Source organism: Streptomyces sp. TLI_171 (genome assembly GCF_003610255.1).
GTDB lineage: Bacteria > Actinomycetota > Actinomycetes > Streptomycetales > Streptomycetaceae > Kitasatospora.
The window spans coordinates 2,269,875-2,290,812 of record NZ_RAPS01000001.1 but is presented as its reverse complement, the minus strand read 5'-3'; the positions used below and the strand labels follow the sequence as shown (position 1 = coordinate 2,290,812).

General features: G+C 74.6%; 17 protein-coding genes. 7 read left to right on the top strand and 10 right to left on the bottom strand.

What is annotated here, in order from left to right:
- Positions 1-19: 19 nt before the first annotated feature.
- Positions 20-2,995 (top strand): hypothetical protein, encoded by a 2,976-nt coding sequence (locus tag BX266_RS10400; protein WP_099898713.1) that lies wholly within the window; start codon positions 20-22, stop codon positions 2,993-2,995.
- A 111-nt stretch (positions 2,996-3,106) separates the two neighbouring features.
- Positions 3,107-3,838, top strand: coding sequence for a hypothetical protein (locus BX266_RS10395; protein ID WP_183096872.1), 732 nt, complete (start codon positions 3,107-3,109; stop codon positions 3,836-3,838).
- A gap of 7 nt (positions 3,839-3,845) precedes the next feature.
- Here BX266_RS10395 and BX266_RS10390 read toward each other — a convergent pair whose 3' ends face one another.
- Positions 3,846-5,378 (bottom strand): MFS transporter, encoded by a 1,533-nt coding sequence (locus tag BX266_RS10390; RefSeq protein WP_259464636.1) that lies wholly within the window; start codon positions 5,376-5,378, stop codon positions 3,846-3,848.
- 151 nt (positions 5,379-5,529) lie between these two features.
- Between BX266_RS10390 and BX266_RS10385 the strand changes: the two genes are divergently transcribed.
- Entirely contained in the window at positions 5,530-6,198 is a 669-nt protein-coding gene (locus BX266_RS10385) for a TetR/AcrR family transcriptional regulator (protein WP_099898709.1), read from the top strand.
- Between the two features lie 45 nt (positions 6,199-6,243).
- Here BX266_RS10385 and BX266_RS10380 read toward each other — a convergent pair whose 3' ends face one another.
- From BX266_RS10380 to dacB, 4 genes are all read right to left on the bottom strand, one after another.
- Positions 6,244-7,710, bottom strand: coding sequence for an aminotransferase class V-fold PLP-dependent enzyme (locus BX266_RS10380; RefSeq protein ID WP_099898707.1), 1,467 nt, complete (start codon positions 7,708-7,710; stop codon positions 6,244-6,246).
- Complete coding sequence (locus BX266_RS10375) at positions 7,707-9,065, bottom strand: MFS transporter (RefSeq protein WP_099898705.1); 1,359 nt, start codon at positions 9,063-9,065, stop codon at positions 7,707-7,709. Before BX266_RS10375 ends, BX266_RS10380 begins: the two co-directional genes overlap by 4 nt.
- Entirely contained in the window at positions 9,062-9,661 is a 600-nt protein-coding gene (locus BX266_RS10370; RefSeq protein ID WP_099898703.1) for a TetR/AcrR family transcriptional regulator, read from the bottom strand. The genes BX266_RS10375 and BX266_RS10370 overlap by 4 nt, the downstream gene beginning before the upstream one ends.
- Before the next feature lie 135 nt (positions 9,662-9,796).
- Positions 9,797-11,413, bottom strand: a complete 1,617-nt coding sequence (gene dacB, locus BX266_RS10365; protein ID WP_180290440.1) for a D-alanyl-D-alanine carboxypeptidase/D-alanyl-D-alanine-endopeptidase — start codon at positions 11,411-11,413, stop codon at positions 9,797-9,799.
- A 229-nt stretch (positions 11,414-11,642) separates the two neighbouring features.
- Between dacB and BX266_RS10360 the strand changes: the two genes are divergently transcribed.
- Positions 11,643-12,218, top strand: a complete 576-nt coding sequence (locus tag BX266_RS10360; protein WP_099898698.1) for a TetR/AcrR family transcriptional regulator — start codon at positions 11,643-11,645, stop codon at positions 12,216-12,218.
- A 12-nt stretch (positions 12,219-12,230) separates the two neighbouring features.
- Here BX266_RS10360 and BX266_RS10355 read toward each other — a convergent pair whose 3' ends face one another.
- From BX266_RS10355 to BX266_RS10345, 3 genes are all read right to left on the bottom strand, one after another.
- A complete protein-coding gene (locus BX266_RS10355; RefSeq protein WP_099898696.1) occupies positions 12,231-12,740 on the bottom strand; it encodes an FBP domain-containing protein in 510 nt (169 codons plus the stop codon).
- Between the two features lie 93 nt (positions 12,741-12,833).
- A complete protein-coding gene (locus tag BX266_RS10350) occupies positions 12,834-13,778 on the bottom strand; it encodes a 5'-nucleotidase (protein ID WP_099898694.1) in 945 nt (314 codons plus the stop codon).
- A 108-nt stretch (positions 13,779-13,886) separates the two neighbouring features.
- A complete protein-coding gene (locus tag BX266_RS10345) occupies positions 13,887-16,070 on the bottom strand; it encodes an MMPL family transporter (RefSeq protein ID WP_099898692.1) in 2,184 nt (727 codons plus the stop codon).
- Positions 16,071-16,347: 277 nt separating this feature from the next.
- Between BX266_RS10345 and BX266_RS10340 the strand changes: the two genes are divergently transcribed.
- Both BX266_RS10340 and BX266_RS10335 read left to right on the top strand, forming a co-directional pair.
- The gene (locus BX266_RS10340; RefSeq protein ID WP_099898690.1) at positions 16,348-17,553 is read left to right on the top strand and encodes a sensor histidine kinase; all 1,206 of its coding nucleotides are present in this window, start codon (positions 16,348-16,350) and stop codon (positions 17,551-17,553) included.
- Positions 17,550-18,224 carry a response regulator transcription factor gene (locus BX266_RS10335; protein WP_099898688.1) on the top strand — a complete coding sequence of 225 codons (675 nt, stop codon included), beginning with the start codon at positions 17,550-17,552 and terminating at the stop codon, positions 18,222-18,224. Before BX266_RS10340 ends, BX266_RS10335 begins: the two co-directional genes overlap by 4 nt.
- A 241-nt stretch (positions 18,225-18,465) precedes the next feature.
- On the opposite strand, the gene BX266_RS10330 is transcribed toward BX266_RS10335, so the two are convergent.
- Together BX266_RS10330 and BX266_RS10325 are read right to left on the bottom strand one after the other, a co-directional pair.
- On the bottom strand, positions 18,466-19,143 hold the full coding sequence (locus tag BX266_RS10330; protein ID WP_099898686.1) for a response regulator transcription factor: 678 nt from the start codon (positions 19,141-19,143) through the stop codon (positions 18,466-18,468).
- Positions 19,144-19,195: 52 nt separating this feature from the next.
- Positions 19,196-20,437: a sensor histidine kinase gene (locus BX266_RS10325; RefSeq protein ID WP_099898684.1), complete on the bottom strand. Its 1,242-nt coding sequence runs from the start codon at positions 20,435-20,437 to the stop codon at positions 19,196-19,198.
- A 192-nt stretch (positions 20,438-20,629) separates the two neighbouring features.
- Between BX266_RS10325 and BX266_RS10320 the strand changes: the two genes are divergently transcribed.
- The gene (locus BX266_RS10320; RefSeq protein WP_143686901.1) at positions 20,630-20,929 is read left to right on the top strand and encodes a hypothetical protein; all 300 of its coding nucleotides are present in this window, start codon (positions 20,630-20,632) and stop codon (positions 20,927-20,929) included.
- Positions 20,930-20,938 lie beyond the last annotated feature (9 nt).

The following is a 20,938-nucleotide window of genomic DNA, read 5'->3' as shown; positions in this document are numbered from 1 at the left end:
AAGGGGAGGGGAATTCCACGTGAAGCGGAACAGGTCGACCGGCAGGCGGCCGTCCACCTATGCCTGGGCCGCGGTCGCCGCGCTCGCCGCGGGTCTGCTGCCGACCACCGGCTTCGTCGCGGCGGCGGCACCGGCCCCGGACCGGGCACCGGGCCAACTGTTCGCCAAGCCCGACGACAGCCTCGGCCGAAACTGGCGCAACGGCTCGGACGTGTCGGTGATCGGCACCGGCGACACCGCGGGCTTCCACATCCTCCGGGCCGACGAGTCCTCGGCGTTCGCGTACAAGGAGGTGGCGCTGCTCGGCGAGGACGCGCTCAGCGGCATCGGCCTGTGGACCGGGTACGTGTGCACCACCGGCTCCGGGCGGTACGCGGCCGCGGTCTACGCGCCGTCGATGGTCACCAACAAGCCCGCCATGATGGGCAAGGACGCCTTCGGCGCCGTGGTGGACCTGGCCACCGGCCAGGTGACCAAGGCCGTCACCGGGGTCGAACTGGCCTACTTCTCGCCGGGGTGCGGCAGCACCGACGACGTGGTGTTCACCCGCAGCGGCATCGGCGACAACGGCAAGGGCGACACCACCGTCTACGACGTGGCCGCCGCCAGCGGCAAGGTGCTCCGCACCACCACGGTGGACGGCCAGTTCACCAACCCGCTGCCCGCTGCCGACGGCAAGGACCTGGGTGTCCTGAACGGGCACCTGGTGAAGCTGAACGGCAGGGAGCGCCCGACCACGCTGGCCGCCCTGCCGGGCCAGGTCTTCGGGCTGGCGCAGTCGTCCGGCGGCGCGATCGACCTCGCCCTGGTGCAGGACGACAAGGACGTCGTTCACCGCTGGGACGGCAAGGCGATGAAGAAGCTCGGAACCGCCCCGCTCGGATCTCTCGGTCTGTTCTCGCAGGCGGACGGCCGAGACCTGGTCGCGGGCGCGGTCGACGGCATCGACACCGCGGGAGCCCCGGGCCTGGCGAAGGCCGTTGCCCCGGTCAAGCCCGTCGGTGCCTCCCGGTCGGGTCGGCTGCTGACCACTGCCGCGACCTCGACCCAACTCAAGGGCGTGCTCTCGAAGGTCGGTCCGGTCACCGACGACTCCGGCGCCGGCCGGATCGAGGTCACCGCCCTGGCCACCGCCACCGGCGCCACCGGGACCACCCAACTGGCGGCGGCGACCACCGCGACGACCACCACGGTCAACGACGACCAGGAGCCGCTGGTCGACGGCACCAAGGAACGCGACTTCCTGCGGGCCAACGGCGTACAGCTCGAGGACCCCAACCCCAACACCCACTACTCGAACTGCATCGTGCCGCGCAACGCCGTCGACGCGCAGGCTCTGCAGCCGAGCACCAACATGGTCGAGTGGGCCGTCGACCAGGCCGTGCACGGCCAGTTGACCGTCTCCCGCCCGGCCGACTACCTGGCCACCGGGCAGGCGGCCTACACCCCCCAGGGCATGTTCCCGCGGGTTGCGCTGACCGGTGGCGGCACCATCCCGGCGCAGGTGATGCTGGGCATCGTGGCGCAGGAGTCGAACCTGAAGCAGGCGTCCTGGCACGCCATGCCCGGCGACGCCGGAAACCCCACGCTGGGTGACTACTTCGGCAACAGCGACAACATCCATGCGTACCCGGTCAACGGCGGCGGCGACTGCGGCTACGGCATCGCCCAGGTCACCGCGGGCATGTCGTCGTCCAGCGGCGGCTTCACCTACTCGTCGCCCGAGGCGTACGCCATCGCCACCGACTACGCGGCGAACATCGCGGCCGGCACCCAGATCCTGTCCCAGACGTGGAACCAGCTGAAGTCGCTCAACATGAACGTCAACAGCGGCGCCTCGAACCACATCGAGAACTGGTACATGGCGCTGTGGGGCTACAACAGCGGCGTGTACACCGACTCCTCGCTCAACGGCGGCCACGTCGGCGTCGGCTGGTTCAACAACCCGGCCAACCCCCGCTACCCGGCCGACCGCAAGCCCTTCCTGCGCGCCACCTACGACGACGCGCGGACGCCCGGCAACTGGACCTACCAGGAGAAGGTGCTGGGCTGGGCGGAGACCCCGCAGCTGACGTACAACGCGGCCCCGTCCTACGTGAAGCCGTACTTCCCGATGGCGCCGCTGCAGAGCACCGTGCTGAACCTGAGCACCAACCGCTTCCTGTTCTGCAGCTCCGACAACGCGTGCACGCCCAACCAGACCCCGGACCCGTGCCCGTCCGAGAACAGCTCCTGCTGGTGGCACGGCCCGGTCAGCTGGTTCACCGACACCGACACCACGGCGTCCACCGAGAACCTTGCCTTCGCGCTGGGCAGCGGGGAACCGCCGCTGAACCGCAAGTACCCGAAGCCGCCCTGCAACACGGCACCGGGCACCCTCAGCACCATCGTCATCGACGACCTGCCCAATCCCGACCGCAACGTGTTCGGCTGCGAGGAGAGCCGCCTCCCCCCGAAGGGCAAGTTCACGCTGCGACTCGGCGACAACGTCGTGCACACCCGTGAGGACGGCAGTGTCCGGGCGACCGGCGACATCTCGACGATCGACGTGCACCAGATCGGCGGCGGCTACGACGGCCACTTCTGGTTCACCCACGGCTACTCGGACGCCAACAGCAACCTGTTCCACAAGGTGACCGCGACCTGGGCGATCGATCCGGATCTACTGCCGAAGTCGAACGAGCCGGGACAGCGCTTCAACATCTACATCCACCTGCCCGACCACGGCGCCCAGGGCATCGTCCCGTACACCGTCAACCCGGGTGCCAACTCCGCCGGGGAGCCCACCCGCACCTGCCGCCTCGCCCAGACCCACAACAACGGTGCCAACACCTGGTGGGACATGGGTACGGTGCAGATGTGGGCCGGCGCCAGCATTCAGGCCGACAACGTGTCAGAGCCCAACTACACCACCAACGAGGACATCGCCTTCGACGCGATCGCCTTCGTGCCGGTGACGGCCAAGTCCACGACCGCTGCCTGCTGGAAGTACTGACATACCATCACCTCGCCCGGGTCGGCCGTCGGGCCGACCCGGGCGGCCCTGGGCCGGGGAGCCGCCGACCGCCTCCCGGGACCCTCGCGATCACGATCACGGGAGCACAGCATGAGTCTTGCCGGTGCCGTACGGCGTTCCGTTCCGGCCGTCGCGCTCCTTGCCGTTCTGGCAGGGTGCTCGGCCTCGTCCCACCACGACGTTCCGAGCGGTGGCGCCTCCCTGCTCCCGGGGGAGGGGCCGGTCGGCGAGTCGGCGGCTGCCCCGGAACCCGCGCCGTCCGGCTCGGCGGCCGCGAAACCGTTCAACCCGTCGGACTGGCCCACCGAGCCGGCGCCCGCATCCAGCGTGCAGGGCCCGGTGGCCGTGGTGGTCAAGGCCGGGTACAGCGGGGAGGCGTACCTGCAACGGCTCGCCACCGCCTGGGGCGTGACGATGGAAGCACGGGCGAAGGTCGACTTCCCCGGCCGGCCCACGGTCTGGCACCAGACCGGCCGCCGTACCGCTGACGGCTCCGTCCTCAGCATCAGCGCGACCTGGACCGAGGGCGGCGATCTCGAGCTGGCCGGCTGCACGGCGACCGTCAGTGCGCCCAAGGACGCCGAGTTCCTCGCGGACTGCGCTCGACTCGACTACCCGGGTGCCGATCCGACCGCCTCTGCGGACTGGGTGCAGGGCATGTTGCCGCGCCTGCACAGTGCCTTCGAGACCGCCAAGGGCGCCGCGATGGACAGCCCGCTGCGGCAGGCCGGACCGGTCGGCCTGATCCTCCAGGAGGGCAACGACCCGTCGAAGAACGGGGACTACCGCGCGGTCTACCTGTTCGGCACCGGCCGGAAGTGATGGACCATCAGGCCGTCCCGGCCAGCGCGGGCTCCTGGGCCGGTGCCTCGGTACGGGCCGGCCGGCGGAGCAGGGCGGCGACCAGGGCGGCGGTCAGGGCGAGGGCGAGGGAGCCGGTGCGGAGGGCGAGGTGCAGGGCGTCGACGAAGGCGGCGTCGACCGCGGGCGGGGCGGGGGCCCCGGCGGGGCCCGAGGGGTGGCCGGTGAGGGCGGCGACGGCGCCGGGGACGGCCGCGGCGGGGAGGGCCGCGGTGAGGGCGGTGGTGAGGCGGTCGGTGAGGACGGCGCCGAGGACGGCGATGCCGAGGACGCCGCCGAGTTCGCGCAGGGTGTTGACGGTGGCGGAGGCCATCCCGGTCTGCGCGGGGGCGACGCGCTGCAGGACGGCGATGGAGACCGGGGTGAAGGTCAGGCCCAGACCGAAGCCGAGCAGGACCAGTGTCCAGGCGTACGACCAGTAGTGCGCGTGCCCCGAGTAGAGGGAGAGGCCGCCGAGGCCGGCCGCGCACAGTGCGATGCCCGCGACCAGCGGAGGGCGCGGTCCGTGACGGCCCGTCAGCCGGCCCGAGAGCGGCGCTGCCAGCATGATCACGGCCGTCATCGGCAGTCCCGCGTACCCGGCGTCGGTCGGCGCCCAGCGCATCACGCCCTGCAGCATCAGCGGCAGGAAGAAGAGCGCCCCGAACATCCCGAAGCTGACCATCAGCCCGCTCAGCAGCGCCCCCGCCAGCACCCGGTCGCGGAACAGCCGCAGCTCCAGCATCGGTTCCGCGAGCCGCAGTTCGACCAGGACGAAGACGGTCAGCAGGACGGCCGCGGCGGCTCCGCAGCCCAGCACCGGCAGGGAGGTCCAGCCGCGGCCCGGGCCCTCGATCAGCCCGTATACCAGCGCGCCGAGTCCGGCGGCGGACAGCGCCAGCCCCGCCAGGTCGATCCGGCGTTCGCGCGGCGCGATCGCCGGGAGCACCCGGAAGGCGAGCAGCAGCCCGGCCAGCCCGACCGGGACGTTGATCCAGAACACGCTGGCCCAGCCGAACGCGTCCACCATCGGGCCGCCGATCACCGGACCGATGGACAGGCCGAGCGCGGACACCCCCGACCAGAGGCCGATCGCCCGGGCCCGCTCCTTGTCGTCGGTGAACACGTGCCGCAGGATCGCCAGGCTGCCCGGGGTGAGCAGCGCCGCGCCGACGCCCTGCAGCATCCTGGCGGCGACCAGCAGGCCGATGCCGTCGGCCAGCGCGGCGGCGGCCGAGCCGGCGGTGAACAGGGCCAGCCCGAACCGGAACATCCGGGTCCGGCCGTACCGGTCGCCGAGGCTGCCGCCGGTGAGCAGCAGGGCGGCGTAGACCAGGCTGTAGCCCTCGGCCACCCACTGGAGTCCGCTGATGCCCGCGTCCAGGTCGCGGCCGATCCGGGGCAGCGCGATGTTCACGATGACGTTGTCCAGCATCGCCATGAACATCGTGACGCAGAGCGTGGCGAGCGCCTGCCACTTGTGACCGCCGCTGTCGTGGCGGGTGTCGTTCGGGCCTTCCACCGTTCCCCCTCCGGGCGTACCGAGTAGGCCCCTAACGGTGTTAGGGGCCCCGACTGCGCACTCAGGATGTCCCTAACGGTGTTAGATTGCAAGCGCGCGAAAATCGACGTCCGCAGAGCGGCACCACCGCCGCGCCCGCGACAGGAGCACCATGGTTGAGCCGACACCCGCCCTGACCAGGCCGGCCCTCGCCGCCGCCGCGCTCCGCGTGCTGGAGCGCGACGGCCTCGCCGGACTCTCCATGCGCAAGGTCGCCGCTGAGGTCGGGGTGAAGGCCGCCTCGCTGTACTGGCACGTCCGCAACAAGGAAGAACTGCTCGACCTGCTCAACGACGCGCTCGTCGCCGACGCCGAACTCCCGCCCCGGGAGGGCGACTGGCGCGCCCAGTACCTCGAATACGGCCGCCGCTACCGGGAGTTGCTGCTCGCCAGGCGGGACGCCGCCAAGATCGCCGCCGGCCGGCTCACCACCGGCCCGCACATCCTCGCGATCCTGGAGGACCAGCTCGACCGCCTGCGCTCCGCCGGCTTCTCCGACCCGGACGCCGCGATGGCCGCGTACCTGCTCTCCGCGTACGTCCAGGGCTTCGTCCTGCAGGAGCAGTCACCGCTGTCCGCCACCGAGGCCGCCGGCGCGACCCGCGGCGAAGCCGCCCGCGCGGCGGGCGACACCTTCCGCGCCCTCCCGCCCGCCAGCTACCCCAACCTGGTGGCCCTCGCCGAAGACCTCACCGACCCGGACATGGCCACCCGCTTCGACTTCGGCCTCCACCGCATCGCCGACGGCCTGGCCACCCTCCTCCCGCCCGACCGCCGGTGAACCCGCTGCCGCCCGTTCCCGGTCCGATCGGTCACCGGCGCTGCGTCAGTTGCCCTCCAGATGGGGGCTGTAGAGCGCGGACAGGAAGCGGGTGGCGAGCTGGTTGCGGCGGTGCGGCGGGAGGCCGTCGAGGAGGCGGTTGACGCCGGCCATCCGCGGGGTGGCGGTGGGAGAGAGGTCGAGCCCGGCGGCGGGGAGCAGGGCGGCGAAGGCGGCGTCGTCGAGCAGGCTGAAGTCCAACTGGTCGAGCAGCGCGAGGATCTCGGTGGGCGGGGCGACCGGCCCGCGGTCCCGGACGGCGGCGACGCTGTCGCGGAGGGCGGCCAGCAACGCGTCGACGCCGTGCTCGCTGACGCCGGTGAGGGTCACGTGGAGGCTGGCGGGGAGGCCGTCCACGCTCAGCTGGGGTTGCAGGAAGAAGCCGCGGGCGCGGGATTCGTCGGCGAGTTCCCAGAGGTCGAGTTCCGGGTCGGCCGCGCCGAGCGCGACCAGGGTGGCGTCCGGGGCGCCGAGCACCCGCAGGCCGTCGATCCCGGCCACCCCGGCGATCAGGCGGCGGGTCGCGGCGAGCGCCGAGCGCCCCAACTCGCGGTAGCCGTCCGCCCCGAGGGCCTGCAGGGTGGCCCACGCGCCGGCCAGCGGACCGGCGCCCTTGCTGCTCTGCACGGTGGAGTTGACGACGGGGTAGCCGGGCCACTGGGCGCAGGCGAAGTACGCGGCGAGCCGCATCGGCCGGTCGCGGAAGAGCAGCACGGACGCGCCCTTGGGGGCGTACCCGAACTTGTGCAGGTCGCAGGAGAGCGAGGTGACGCCGGGCACGGCCAGGTCGAACGGGGGGACCGTGGCTCCGGCCTCGGCGAGCCAGGGCAGCAGCCAGCCGCCCACGCAGGCGTCGACGTGGCACGGTATGCCGCGGGCCGCGGCGTCGGCGGCGATCTCGGTGACCGGGTCGACCACGCCGTGCGCGTAGGAGGGGGCGGAGGCGACCACCAGCACGGTGCGTTCGGTGCAGGCGGCGGCCATCGCGGCGGGCGCCGCCCGGAAGGTCCGGGGGTCGACCGGCACCGTCACCACCTTGACCTTCAGGTAGCTGCCGGCCTTGAAGAAGGCGGCGTGCGCGGTCGCCGGGACGACGATCTCCGGTTCGGCGATCCCGGGCCGGGCGTCCCGCGCGGCCTTGACCGCGAGCAGGACGGACTCGGTGCCGCCGCTGGTGAAGATTCCGGGGGTGGCGTGGTCGCCGCCGAGCCGTTCGGCGACCGCGCCGACCACCCGGCGCTCCAGCGCGACGATGCTGGGGAAGGCCGTCGGGTCGAGGCCGTTGACGTCCAGCATGGCGAGGTAGGCGCGTTCGGCGGCCTCCCGGACCTCGGGCCGGCCGGCGTCGTAGGTGTAGGCGGTGGTGCGGCCGCCGCGGGTGGGGAGGTCGCCGGCGGTGAGGGCGCGCAGCTCGGCGAGCAGCTCGTCGGCGGTGCGGCCGGCGTCCGGCAGGGCGGGGTGACGGTCGGTCATGAGAGTTCTCCAACCAGCGGGTCGACGGCGGTGGCGGTGGCGGCGGCGCGGCGGCGGCCGTAGGCGTGCAGGGCGGGCAGCGAGGCCAGCATCAGCAGCGCCGGGACGAGGCTGAAGCCGAGCAGCACGCCGGCCCGGGCGGTGGCGGTCTGCGCCACGGGACGGTCGGTGGTGGAGGCGACGAACCCGGCGGCGGCCAGGGCGAGCGAGAACAGTCCGGGTCCGGCGGCCAGCCCGGCGGTCTCGCCGGCCGTCCACAGGCCGGTGAACGCCCCGGACTGCAGGCGGCCGGTGCGGGCAGCGTCGGCGTGCACGGTGTCGGGCAGCAGCGAGAGCGGCAGCACCTGCAGGGCCGCGTAGGCGGTGCCGAGCAGGGCGCACAGGGCCAGGGTCGCGGCGACGTGCGCGGCGCCGTCGCCGGCGGCGGGCCAGAGCGCGGCGGCGGCCAGCGCGAACAGGGCGGTGGCGGCGGTCAGGCAGCGCAGCCGGCCCCAGCGGGCGGCGGCCCGGCCCCACAGCGGGACGGCGATCGCGCTGGGGGCGACCAGGCAGACGAACAGCACCGAGGTCAGGCCGTAGCCGCCGAGCCAGTAGGTGGCGGTGTACGGCGCGGCGGCCAGCATGATCGCCACCGCGGCGGCCTGCAGCACGAACGCGCCGAGCAGCGCGAAGAAGGCCCGGTTGCCGCGGGCGGTGCGCAGCGCGGCCCGCAGGCCGAGCGGTTCGGGGCCGGGCCGGGCGGGGATCTTGCGGGCGCCCAGCACGGGTATCAGCAGGGTTGCCGCCAGCAGGGCGGCGATCACCAGGCCCATCACGGCGTAGCCGCGGCGGCCGTCGCCGGCCAGCGCGACGACGGCGGGGGCGAGGCCGCCCGCGACCAGGATGCCGAGGGTGAGGCAGACGATCCGCCACACCATGATCCGGGTGCGCTCCCCGGGCCGTTCCGACATCTCGGCGGGCAGCGCCACGTACGGGACCTGGAACAGCGCGAAGGCGCTGGAGGCGAGCACGAAGGTGACGGCCACCCAGATCGCCGCGCCGGTGCCGGTCAGCGGGGAGAGGAACATCGCGGCGAACGCGACGGGCAGGGCGAGGGCGCCGGCCAGCAGGATGCGGGTGCGGCGGCCGGTGCGCAGCGCCTCGCGGTCGCTGGCCGCGCCGACGGTCGGGTTGAACAGGGCGTCCCAGGCCTTGGGGAGGGCGACCACCAGTCCGGCGACCCCGGCGGGGACGCCCAGCGCGTCGGTCATGAAGTACAGCAGCAGCAGGCCGGGGACGGTCGAGTGGATGCCGGTGCCGACCGAGCCGAGCGCGTACCCGGCGAGCTGACGCCGGCTCAGCGGTGCGGCCGTCACGGCGCGCCGTCCAGGCCGAGTTCGCGCAGCACCAGGGCGCGCAGGTGGGCGCGGAAGCGGGGGACCTGCGCCCGGATCATCGAGCGGCAGAAGCCGTGGGTGGTCCACAGCACCGTCCACAGGGCCAACTCGGCTCGATCCGGTGTCAGTTCGGCCAGCGCGGCGGTCAGCGCGTCGCGCACCGACTCCAGCAGCGGCCGGGTGTACTGCTCCTCCAGGCCGGCGAACTCGGCGGCGTCCGACAGCCAGCGCCGCATCCACAGCGCGGGGACGTGCGGCTGGGCCAGGCAGAAGTCCAGGTACCGGTCGGCGAAGGCGGCGGCCGCGGCCGCCGGGTCGGCCGGCGCCTCGCGGGCGAACTCGGCCAGCGCCGCGCCCACGGCGGCCTGCTCGGCCTCGTGGGCGCGCCGCATCACCTCGCGGTACAGGTCGGCCTTGCCGCCCACGTGGTAGGCGACGGTGGCGACGTTCAGCCCGGCGGCGCCGGCGATCGTCCGGGTGGTGGTGCCGTCGTAGCCGTGCTCGGCGAACAGCGCGGTGGCGGCCGCGACGATCCGCTCCCGGCTCGCGTCGGCCGGCGAAGGGGGCTGGGTCATGGCCGGGAGCGTAGGCGCGCACCCCGCCATCAATCAAGCGTTTGATTGTTACGGCTCGATGGCATCCCGGAGCCCCCGGAGACGGCGGAGGGCCCCGCCGCGGGTGTGCGACGGGGCCCCGGGCCGGACGGGGTGTCAGCAGTGGCTGACGGCCTCGCAGTCCTCCCAGCGGGTGCCGGTGTACTCGGCGCCGCCCCCGGCGGGCGCGGCGGCCGGCGCGGCCGCCGACTTGGCCTTCGACTGCGGGGCGACGGCCGGGCTCGGGGTCGCGGTGGCGGCCGGGCCGGTGGCCAGGCGGACGGCTATCGCGTCGATCACCGGGCGCGGGCTGGCGCCGTAGAAGTTGTTCACCATCACGGCGAAGACCAGCTTGCGGCCGTCGGGCGCGGTGGCGTAGCCGATCAGGTTGTCGACGCCGCCCATCGAACCGGACTTGGCGTGCACGTTGTTCGCGGCCTTGGTGCCGGTCATCCGGGCGGCCAGGGTGCCGCCGACCATCCGCTGCGGGTTGCCCGCCACCGGCAGGGCGTTGTACCAGGCGTCGAACCACGGCTTGTTCTGGGCGAGCTTGAGCAGGCCCGCCATCTTCGCCGGGGTGATCAGGTCGTAGCGGGACAGGCCGGAGCCGTCGACCTGGCGGGCGGCCGGGGTCTCCAGGCCGTTGGTCTTCAGGAAGGCGCGGATCTGGGCGACGCCGGTGGCCCAGTCGCCGCGGCCGCCCTTCACCTTGCCGATCTCCTTGGTCAGGTGCTCGGCGATGCCGTTGTTGCTGACCTTGAGCATCGGGACGATCAGCTCGGCCAGGGTCTGCGACTGGTGCGAGAGCAGCGGCTGCGAGGTCTCCGTGCCGCTCGCGGCCTGCACCCCGCGCACCACCCGCACGCCGTGCCGGGCGAGTGCGCCCGCGAACACCTTGCCCGCGTACGTGTTCGGGTCCTCGACGGTCAGCCAGGAGGTCACGGGCGCGGCGCCCGCCGCGATGCTGCCGGACAGCAGCACCTCGTTGCTGCCGCGGCGGCGGTCCACGCCGACGGCCGAGCCGCTGCCGGCCGCGCCGGTGGTGACCTTGCCGCTGAAGGTCATCGGGGCCTCGGCGGGCACCAGCGCCACCTTGGCCTGCTCGCCGGCCGCGCCCGGAGTGACCGTCACCTGCACGGTGTCCATCAGGTACTCGGGGTCGTTGGCGACGGTCAGCCCGGAGATCTGCGGGCTGTACGAGTACGCCTCGTCGTCCCAGGCCCAGCCGGCGCCGAGCGGCGTCGAGTCGTAGCGGGTGCCGTCCGCGAGCACCCGCCCGGTGACGGTGGTGACGCCGGACGCGGCGACCTTCGCGGCCAGGTCGTCGAGGTCCTGGGCCAGCAGGCTGGGGTCGCCGCCGCCGCGCAGCACCAGGTCGCCGACCAGGGTCCCGCCGTAGGTGGTGCCCGCGGTGCGGACCTCGGTGGTGAAGCGGTAGTCCGCGCCGAGCAGGTCGAGCGCCGCCGTCGAGGTCACCGTCTTCAGGGTGGACGCCGGGGTGAGCAGCGCCTGCGGCTCGCGGGCGTACAGCACCTGCCCGGTGGTGGCGTCCAGCACCTCGACGCCGGCCTGGGCGTTGGCCAGCCGGGCGTCGGAGAGCAGCACGTCGAGGTCGGCGGTCAGTGCGGCGTCGGCCGGGGCCGGGTCGTCGGCCTGGGCCGACCCGGCGAGCAGGGAGGCGGCGAGGACCGCGGCCGCGAGCGGCAGGCTGCGGCGGTACAGACGTCCGGGCAAGGAGGACTCCAGGGTGCGCGACGGCCGGGGCGCGTGCGTCACCCACGCCCCCGTTTTGCCATGAACATTACCATTTGAGAAGTATCGGATGATCTTCCCGGTGGGGTTCGCCCTTGCGGCCCGCCCTTACTGACGCCTCGTCACGGCAAAAGGTCGCACACCGATTCGAGAAACCTCGCCCGGATAAACTGGCGGCCTGCCCGACAGGCCACCGCACGGAACAGGGACCATGGCTGCGCACGCTGGTTTGACGGCCGACCGGATCGCCCGGGCCGCGGCCGAACTCGCCGACGAGGTCGGCATCGAGAAGGTCACCGCCTCCGCGCTGGCCCGCCGCTTCGGGGTGAAGGACGCCAGCCTCTACTCGCACGTCAAGAGCCTGCGGGAGATCCGCACCCGGGTCGCGCTGCTCGCCGCCGACGAGCTGAACCGGGCCATCGCCGCCGCCGTCGCCGGCCGCTCCGGCGCCGAGGCGCTGGCCGCCTTCGCCGACGCCTACCGGCACTACGCGACCAGCCACCCCGGCCGCTACGCCGCCACCCAACTGCCGCTCGACCCGGCCGACTTCACCGACACCGAGGTGTTCGCCCGGAGCGTCGAACTCACCTACGCGGTGATGCGCCACTACCGCCTCGACGAGCCCGACCTGACCGACGCCGCCCGGCTGCTGCGCGCCACCTTCCACGGCTTCGCCACCATCGAGGCGGCCGGCGGCTTCAACCATCCGCGCCCCGCCGCCGAGTCCTGGCAGCGCATCGTCGCCGGCCTGCACCAGCTGCTGGAGACCTGGCCGCGCACCGTCTGAGCGCCCGTCGGCTCACCCCTCGGGCCCCAGTACCCGGTCCAGGAACACCGCCAGGTTGGCCCGGACCCGGGCGACCTTCTCCTCGGTGCTCAGGCTCTCCTTCATCCGCACCCCGCCCGCCGGGGCCCGCCTGCGCCCGCGCACGTACAGCGAGCAGGCCAGGTCGGCGCAGAAGTACTCGCCGGCCGAGGCGTACGCCCCGGCGGTGGGCCGGCCCGCCCGACGGGCCGTCATCAGCGCGACGCCCGACGCGGGGTGGGTGGTCAGGCAGATCGAGCACATCGAACCGTGCCGGGCGCCCGGGCCGCGCTGGGCGAGGCGCAGCGCGACCCCCACCGGCCGGCCCCCGTGCTCGGCCACCAGGTAGCCGCGGTCTGGTGCGCCCGGATCCCGCCAGCCGAGGAAGTCCAGTTCCTCCCAGGTGAGTTCGGCGAGCTCGCGGGGGAGCGCGGCGCGGCCGGCCTCGCCCTTGGTGCAGTTGACGAACGATGCGCGGATCTCCGGGTCGGTCAGCGCCTTCATGGGTCCTCCTCGGTCCGTGCCTAGGGGTCCTAGGTAGAAGCCAAGGTATCCAAGGCGAGCTGGCGCGCCAACCGATTTGCGGCCCGTCCGGCCTCAGCTCCCCGGCGGCGGAACCTCGTTGATCTGACCGATCGGGATGTGCACGCTCGGCGTGGTGCGCGCCGTGCTGTCCAGGTGCACCTGCTGGTCGTCGAAGAAGATGTGCGGGCGCAGCACCGCCATGATCGTGCCCTTGTCGATGCCGCCCAGGAAGAACGCGTCGTTGACCCGCACTCCCCAGCGCTTGAGGCTGCGCACCGCCCGCTCCTCGGCGGGGGAGTTGCGGGCCGTGACGATCGAGACGTGCACCCGCAGGCGGTAGCCCGGGTTCTTCCGACGCTCCTCCTCCTCGCGCCGCTGGATCCGGTTGACCCCGGCGAGGAACTCCTTCAGCGGGCCCGCGTCGTGCGGCACGTCGGCATGCGCCACCTCGTGGTCGCGGAACTTCTCGATGCCCTCGCGCTGGTACACCTGCTCGGAGGCGTCGCTGGCCAGCACCCCGTCGAAGTCGAACGCGATCCGCAGGTCCGGGTCGTCCTCGTCGTCCGGCCGCACCGGCCCCAGCACCCGCCCGGCCGGCAGCCCGGCGGCCACCGCCTCCCGGACGTCGCCCTCGTTCGCCGACAGGAACAGCGACATGTTCAGCGCCGGGATGTACTCGTACGGGGCCCGCCCCTGCTTGAAGATCGCCCGGGTGATCGGCAGCTTGTGCGCCCGGATCGACCGCATCACCCGCAGCCCGGTGTCCGGGTCGTTGCGCGACAGCACGATCACCTCGACCAGCGGGTCGTGCGACTCGCCCAGGTCGTTCAGCGACAGCAGCCGCTTGACGAACGGGAACGCCGTCCCGGGCGCGAAGGTGACGTCCAGGTTCCGTTCCTGGTAGGCCCGGTAGGCCTCCTCGCCGTCCTCCCGGAACACCCGGTCCGACTCGGCCAGGTCGAACAGCGCGCTGGACGCGATCCCGACCACCAGCCGTCCGGTCAACTCGTACGGCACCGTGGCCCCCTCCGGACTCCGCCCCTGCGACCGTCACATCGTCCCACCGCCCGTTCGAGCGCCGCTCGACCCACCCGCCGACCGGCGCCCGACCGGGCCGACCCGCCGTCAGGACACCGGGTGGCGCTCCGGGGTCGGCGCCACCGGAACGGGCGCGGGCCCCGGGCGGAGCGGCCACCAGAGGGTGCGGCCGAGCAGCGTGGCGAGAGCGGGCACCAGGGCCAGCGACAGGACCAGGGCGGAGAGCAGGATGCCCAGCGTCAGCGCGAAGGAGATCTGCTCGCTGCCCGGGGAGGCGGCCAGCGAGGCGAAGGACCCGGCCAGCACCAGGCCCGCGGTGGCGACGGCCGGGGCGGTGTGGCGGACGGCCCGGGCCACGGCCGCGCGGGGCGGGCCGGGGCGCCGCATCTCCTCACGGATCCGGTCGGTGATCAGGATGTTGTAGTCGGTGCCCAGCGCCACCACGAACAGGAACAGCACCAGCGGCAGCGTGAAGGCGACGCCCGGGCCGTCCAGCAGGTGCTGGAACACCAGGGTGGCGGCGCCCAGGGTGGCGGCGAAGCCGAGGCCGACCGCCAGCAGCAGCACCGCCGGGGCGAGCAGGCTGCGCAGGAGCAGCAGCAGGATCAGCGCGATCAGCGCGGCCGCGACCGGGAACACCACCGCCAGGTCGTGGTCGACCGCGGCCGAGATGTCGGCGAACACCGCCGCACTGCCGCCGACCCGGGCCAGCGTGCCGGGCGGGGCGTGCGCGGCGGCCGCCGCGCGGACCGGTCCGGCGGCCAGCTCGCGGACCCGCTCGCTCTGCGGGTCGGCGCTCGGGTACAGGTCGATCCGCGCCGCCCGGCCGTCGGCGCTCGGCACGGCCGGCGCGACCTGCCCGACGCCGTCCACCCCGGCCAGCGCCCGGGCCAGGCCGTCCAGCCGGCCGGGGTCGACCGCGGCGCCGTCCTTCGCGGTGACGTACACCGAGATCGGATCGGACACGCCCGCGGGCAGCGCCCGCGCGATCTCCACGGCGGTGGCGGCCGAGGGCGTCGAGGAGTCGCCGCCGAGCCCGTAGTCCATCCGGATGCCCGCCGCCCCCGCGGCCAGCGCGCCGAGCAGCACCACCGAGGCCGCCAGCACGGCCGCCGGCCGGCGGGTGACCAGCGCGCCCCAGCGGGCCGCCACGCCCTCCCGCGGCGGGCGGCGCAGCGCGCGGGACGGCCAGAACATCCGCCGGCCGCAGACCGCGAGCAGCGCCGGCATCAGGGTCAGGCTGCCGGCCAGCATCACCAGCACGGCGACGGCGATCGCCGGGCCCAGCGAGCGGAACTGCCCGAAGCTCGCCACGCCCAGGGTCGCGAAGGCCGCGACGATGGTCAGCGCGGCCGAGGCGATCGCGCCGCCGACCCGGGCCGACACCTCGGCGGCGGCCTGCCGGGCGGGCTGCTCGGGCCGCGCCCGCAGGTGCTCGCGGAACCGGAACAGCAGGAACAGCAGGTAGTCGATGCCGATGCCGAGCAGCACCACGGAGATCAGGCTCGGCGTGGAGGCGTCCAGGTCCAGCCCGGTGAGCGCGGCCGCGCCCGCCACGGCGCCGCTCGCCGCACCGCCGATCAGGGTCACCGCCAGCAGCGGCAGCGCGGCCGCCAGCACGCTGCGGAACACCAGCACGTTGAGCAGCACGATCAGCGCGACGACCAGGATGCCGCCGACGGTGGTGGCGGTCCGGTGCGCGTCCGCGGTGTCCGCGGCCTCCGCCAGGCCGCCGGTGAACCCGGTGCGCAGACCGGACTCGGCGAACTCCGCGCGGGCCGAGTCGCGGAACGCCCGGTACACGTCCTGCACGCCCTCCTCGGCGGCGTTGCCGGCCAGTTCGACGCCGAGCAGCTCGAAGCTGCCGTCGGGCGCGCTGGCCACCGCCGCGACCCGGGGCGTCTGCGAGCGGTCGGGGAGCAGGAACGCCGGCTCGTCCTTCTTGCGCGGCATCACGACCCGGCGCCCGCCGAGCTCCGCCGCCCCGGCCGCGATCCGCTGCCGGTCGGCGTCGGTCAGCGGCGCGCCGTCCGTCCGGGCGACCAGCACGGTGACGGTGGTGGCGTCGGACCGCACCCCGAAGTGCTGCTCGGCGATCCGCAGTGCGGCGGCCGAGTCGTAGCCGGCCGGCAGGAAGTCCGCCGTCCCGGACTGGGTGACGCGGGCGAACAGCAGCGGGCTCAGCCCGGCCAGCGCCATGCCCAGCACCGCCCACACGGCGATGACCTTCCAGGCGTGTCTGACGGCGAGTCCGGTCAGTGCGCGGATCACGGTGGGTGCCCTCCCAGGCGGTGGTGGTCGGTCGGCGGACGGGGGTTCCCGCCCCGGTGACAGACCATCAGCCGGAGACCCGCCCGGGCGTCGGGGCAGCGGACGATCCGCACCGGGGTCCCGGCTCCTCCCGCGGACCCCGGCCTGGGAGCGTGCTCCTGGTCCGCCGCCCCCACTCGCCCGCGGGGACCACGCCGGGCCCGGCGGGCCGGTGCCAGAATGGAGCCGTCGCAGCAGGTCGGACCGGGTGCCGGCCGACGGAACCGGGGGGACGGACATGGACGGGCAGCACCACGGCGGGGCGGCGACGGCCGCCGATCCCGGCCCGCCCCGCGCGCTGTGGACGCACGCGGACGCGCTGGTCGCCGTCGGCGCGGGCCTGCTGGACGCCATCGGCTACCTGCTGCTGGAGGAGATGGCCGAGGGCCCGGCCGCCGGCGTGCCCGGGTTCCTGTTCCTGGTGCTCTCCGCACTGCCGCTGCTGGCCCGCCGCCGCGCCCCGCTGCGGGCGCTGGCCGCGGTCCTGGCGCTGCAGGGCGCCGCCGACCTCCGCGGCTCCGGCACCCCGCACTTCGGCGCGGTGCTGGTGGTCGCCCTCTACTCGGTGGCCCGGGTGAACGGCCCCGCGGTGACCGCCGGGGCGGCGCTGGCGACCTCGGTCACCACGGTGCTGTGCCAGAGCCACTTCCGGACGCCGTCCTGGCAGGCCGGGCTCTCCACCCCGTTCTCCGCCCTGCTGGTGGCCGGCGCCGGGCTCGCCTTCGCCCGCTGGCAGCGCGAGGTGGCGGCCAACCGCAGCCTGCTCGCCGACCGCGCGGTGGCCGAGGAACGCCGCCGCATCGCACGGGAGTTGCACGACATCGTGGCCCACCACATCACCACCATGCAGCTGATGGCGGGCGGCGCCCGCGCCAACCTCGCCGACCCGGAGGTGGTCCGGGACGCCCTGGTCACCCTGGAGTCCTCCGGCCGGCTCGCGCTGCGCGAGATGCGCCAACTGCTGGACGTCCTGCGGGCCGGCGACGAACCGGACACCGCCCCGCCCGCGCCCCAACCCGGCGCGGACGACCTGGGCCTGCTGGTGGCCGACTCCGTCCGGGCCGGACTGCCCACCGATCTCGACGTGGCCGGGTCCCCGCGTCCGCTGCCCCCGACGCTCGGCCTGACCGTCTACCGGATCGTCCAGGAGGCCCTCACCAACGCCCGCAAGCACGGCGGCCCCGCCGCCCGCGCCTCGGTCGCCCTGACCTACCGTCAGGACGCGCTCACCGTCGAGGTGACCGACGACGGCGCGGGCGCCCGGCCCCGGGCGGCCGCGGCGCCGTCCGGCGGGCACGGACTGATCGGCATGCGCGAACGGGTCGCCGTCCACGGCGGCGCCCTGAGCACCGGGCCGCGGCCGGGCGGCGGGTTCACCGTGCTCGCCGAACTCCCGCTCACCGCCACCGGGTCGGAGCCCGCACAGCCGGCGGCGGCCCGGTGAGCGCGATCCGCCTCCTGATCGTCGACGACCAGCCGCTGGTCCGCCGCGGCCTGTCGCTGATCCTCTCCCCTGACCCTTCGTTCGAGGTGGTCGGCGAGGCCGCCGACGGTGCGCAGGCCGTCGAACTCGCCCACCGGCTGCGCCCCGACGTGGTGGTGATGGACATCCGGATGCCCGTCCTGGACGGCGTCGGCGCGACCGAGCAGCTGACCCGCACCCTGCCCGCCTGCCGGGTCCTCGCGCTCAGCACCTTCGACCTCGACGAGTACGTGGTCGCCGCGCTGCGCGCCGGGGCCTGCGGCTTCCTCCCCAAGGACGTCTCGCCGGAGGACCTCGCCGTGGCCGTCCGCACCGTCCACTCGGGCGAGGCGGTGGTCGCCCCGCGCCTGCTCACCCGCCTGATCTCCGCCTACGTCCGGGCCCCGCACGGAGCGCCGCCCGCGCCCGCCGCCGCGGCCCGCGCCGACCTCACGCCCCGCGAGGTGGAGCTGTGGCGGCTGATGGCCACCGGCCTGGACAACACCGGCATCGCCGCCGCCATGGACATCAGCACCTCCACGGTGAAGAACCACATCACCAGCCTGTTCGGCAAGCTCGACGTCCGCGACCGCGCCCAGGCGGTCATCGCCGCCTACGAATCCGGCCTGGTCACCGCCCGCACCGGAAGCTGACCGGCCCGGGGCCCGCCCGGCTACCGCGGCGGGATGACCCGGGGCCGGGCCGTCCACCCGGCGGGGTAGCGCGGCTCAACCCGGTGCGGGTCGAGCGCGGGGCGGGCGGCGGCCTAGGTTCGTTGCGCAGCCGTCGCGCCGGCCTGACGGCGAGTCGGCCCGGCAGCGGTCGCCACGCCGCGCCCGCACGGGGGCGACAACGGGGGAGGACGCGGCGTGGCGACCGAACTGCTGGAGGCCGCTACCCGGGGGTGTCGCCGCGCCCGGGGACGACCAGACCGCTCTCGTAGCCGAACACCACCGCCTGGGCCCGGCTGGAGAGCCCCAACTTGGCCATCGCCCGGTTGAGATGGGTCTTCACGGTCGCCTCGCTGAGGAACAGGCCGGCGGCGATCTCGGCGTTGGACAGCCCGCGGGCGACCTGCCGCAGCACCTCCCGCTCCCGGTTGGTGACGGTCGGCCAGGCCGCCGGGTCCTCGCGCTCCGGGCGCGGCGCCGGCAGGTACGCCTCCACCAGCCGGCGGGTGACGGACGGCGCGAACAGCATGTCGCCGGCCGCCACCGTGTGGATCGCCGCGATCAGCCGCTCCGGCGGGGTCTCCTTCAGCAGGAAGCCGCTGGCGCCCGCCCGCAGCGCGCCGTAGACGTACTCGTCGAGGTCGAAGGTGGTGAGCACGACGACCCGGGGCGGCCGGACGGACGGCAGCGCCAGGATCCGCTCGGTGGCCCGGATGCCGTCGGTGCCGGGCATCCGGATGTCCATCAGCACCACGTCCGGGCCGGTCGCCGCGGCCTGCGCGACGGCGTCCTCCCCGTCGCAGGCCTCGCCCACCACCTCCAGCCCGGGGGCGGCCCGCAGCAGCGCCCCCAGCCCGGCGCGTACGAGGACGTGGTCGTCCGCGATCAGGACTCTGGGCATCGGGCCATCCTCGCCGGGTACGGCCGGCGGCGGACCCGGGGGACCGCCGCGGCTACGGGTACGGGCGGCCGACCGGTTCTCCGCCCGCAGCGTGCGGAACCGGGAGGTGCAGCTCCACCTCGAACCCGCCCCCGGCCCGGGGCCCGGCGCTCACCGTCCCCCGGTAGATCTTGGCGCGCTCATGCATACCGATCAAGCCGTGCCCGCCGGTTGACGGGCAGTCGGACGGAGCCGGCCGGCCGCCGTCGTCGGAGATCCGCACCGCCAGCGCCTGCGGCGTGTAGCGCACCGACACCGTCGCCTGGGCCGGTCCGGCGTGCCGCAGCACATTGGTCAACGCCTCCTGGACCACCCGGTACGCGCACAGCTCCATCCCCGGCGGAAGGCGGAACGGCTCGCCCTCCACCCGCAGTTCGGTCGGCACGCCCGCCGCCCCCACCCGCCGCACCAGCTCCTCCAACCGGTCCAGTCCGGGCGCCGGCGCGAAATCCGCCGCACCGCCCGCACCGTCGTCACCGTCCTCCGGGCCGACCCGCAGCAGCACCAGCAGCCGCCGCAGCTCCTCCAGCGCCTCCCGGCTGGTGGCCGCGATCGTCTCCAACGCCCCCTTGGCGGTGGCCGGATCGGCGTCCACCAGGTAGGCGGCCATCCCGGCCTGCAGCGAGACCATCGCCAGGTGGTGCGCCACCACGTCGTGCAACTCCCGTGCTATCCGCACCCGTTCCTCGGTCACCGCGCGCGCCGCCCGCAACTCCTGCTCGGCACGCAGCCGCCGGGTCAGCTCCGCCAGCCGGCGGCTGCGCTCGGCGGCCGTCCCGGCGGCCCGGCCGAGGAAGACCACCACCACCGGGAAGGCCACCGCCTGGACCAGCACCGGCAGCAGATCCGCGAACTCCCCGCCCAGCACCCCGGCCACCACCCAGGCCGCGCCCACCGCCACCCCGCACGCCGCGGCGGTCCCGGTCCGGCGGGCCGCGGCGACGGTGTACAGCGCCAGCAGGACGGCAGGGGAGTTGACCACCGGCCAGTACCCGCAGCCGATGTAGCCGAGCCACAGCGCCACCACCGCCGCCAGCACCGGCACCGGCGCGACCCGCCGCGCCACCAGCGCCCCGCTCACCAGCAGGACCAGCACCCGACCGCCCGCGTCCAGCGGGTGCCAGGGTGCGGGCGGCGCCTCCTGACCGAGGATCAGGCCCGCCACCGCGTACAGCGCCGCGAGCGAGAAGTCCACCACCAGCGGCCGACGCGCGCCCCGCGCCAGCCGGTCGAGCAGCCCCGATCCCGTTCGCATCGGCGCAGCCTACGGCCCGGGCGCGGCCGCTCCAACAGCCGAGCGCGGTAGTGCGGCTACCGCGGAAGTCGCAGTTCCGGCCCGGCCGCGGTTGCAACCCACGGTGGATGCGGGGCCGAACGCGCGTTTGGGAGTCTCGTCCTCGCGCGCCGGGCGGCCGGCGCACCAGTGGCGACGACGGGGGTTGACTCCATGAGTGTTTCGGTGACACCCGACTGGCTCCGGCAACGGGGCGGCGACTGCGACCGGCTGGCCGAGCAGTGGACGGCGCAGCGGGCCCCCGGCCTGGCGGCCTGCGACGCGCTCGGCGCGGCGGCCCCGGGCTGGGAGTTCCGCGGCAGCCTGGACCAGCTCGCCGACCGCTGGGAGCAGCTGAGCAAGGCGGTGGAGCAGCGCACCTCCGAGGTGGGCGACAAGTTCCGTGACACCGCCGGGAACTGGGACCACCACGAGCACGGGATCGGCGGCTTCTTCCGCCACCTGTTCAACTGACGCGACGCG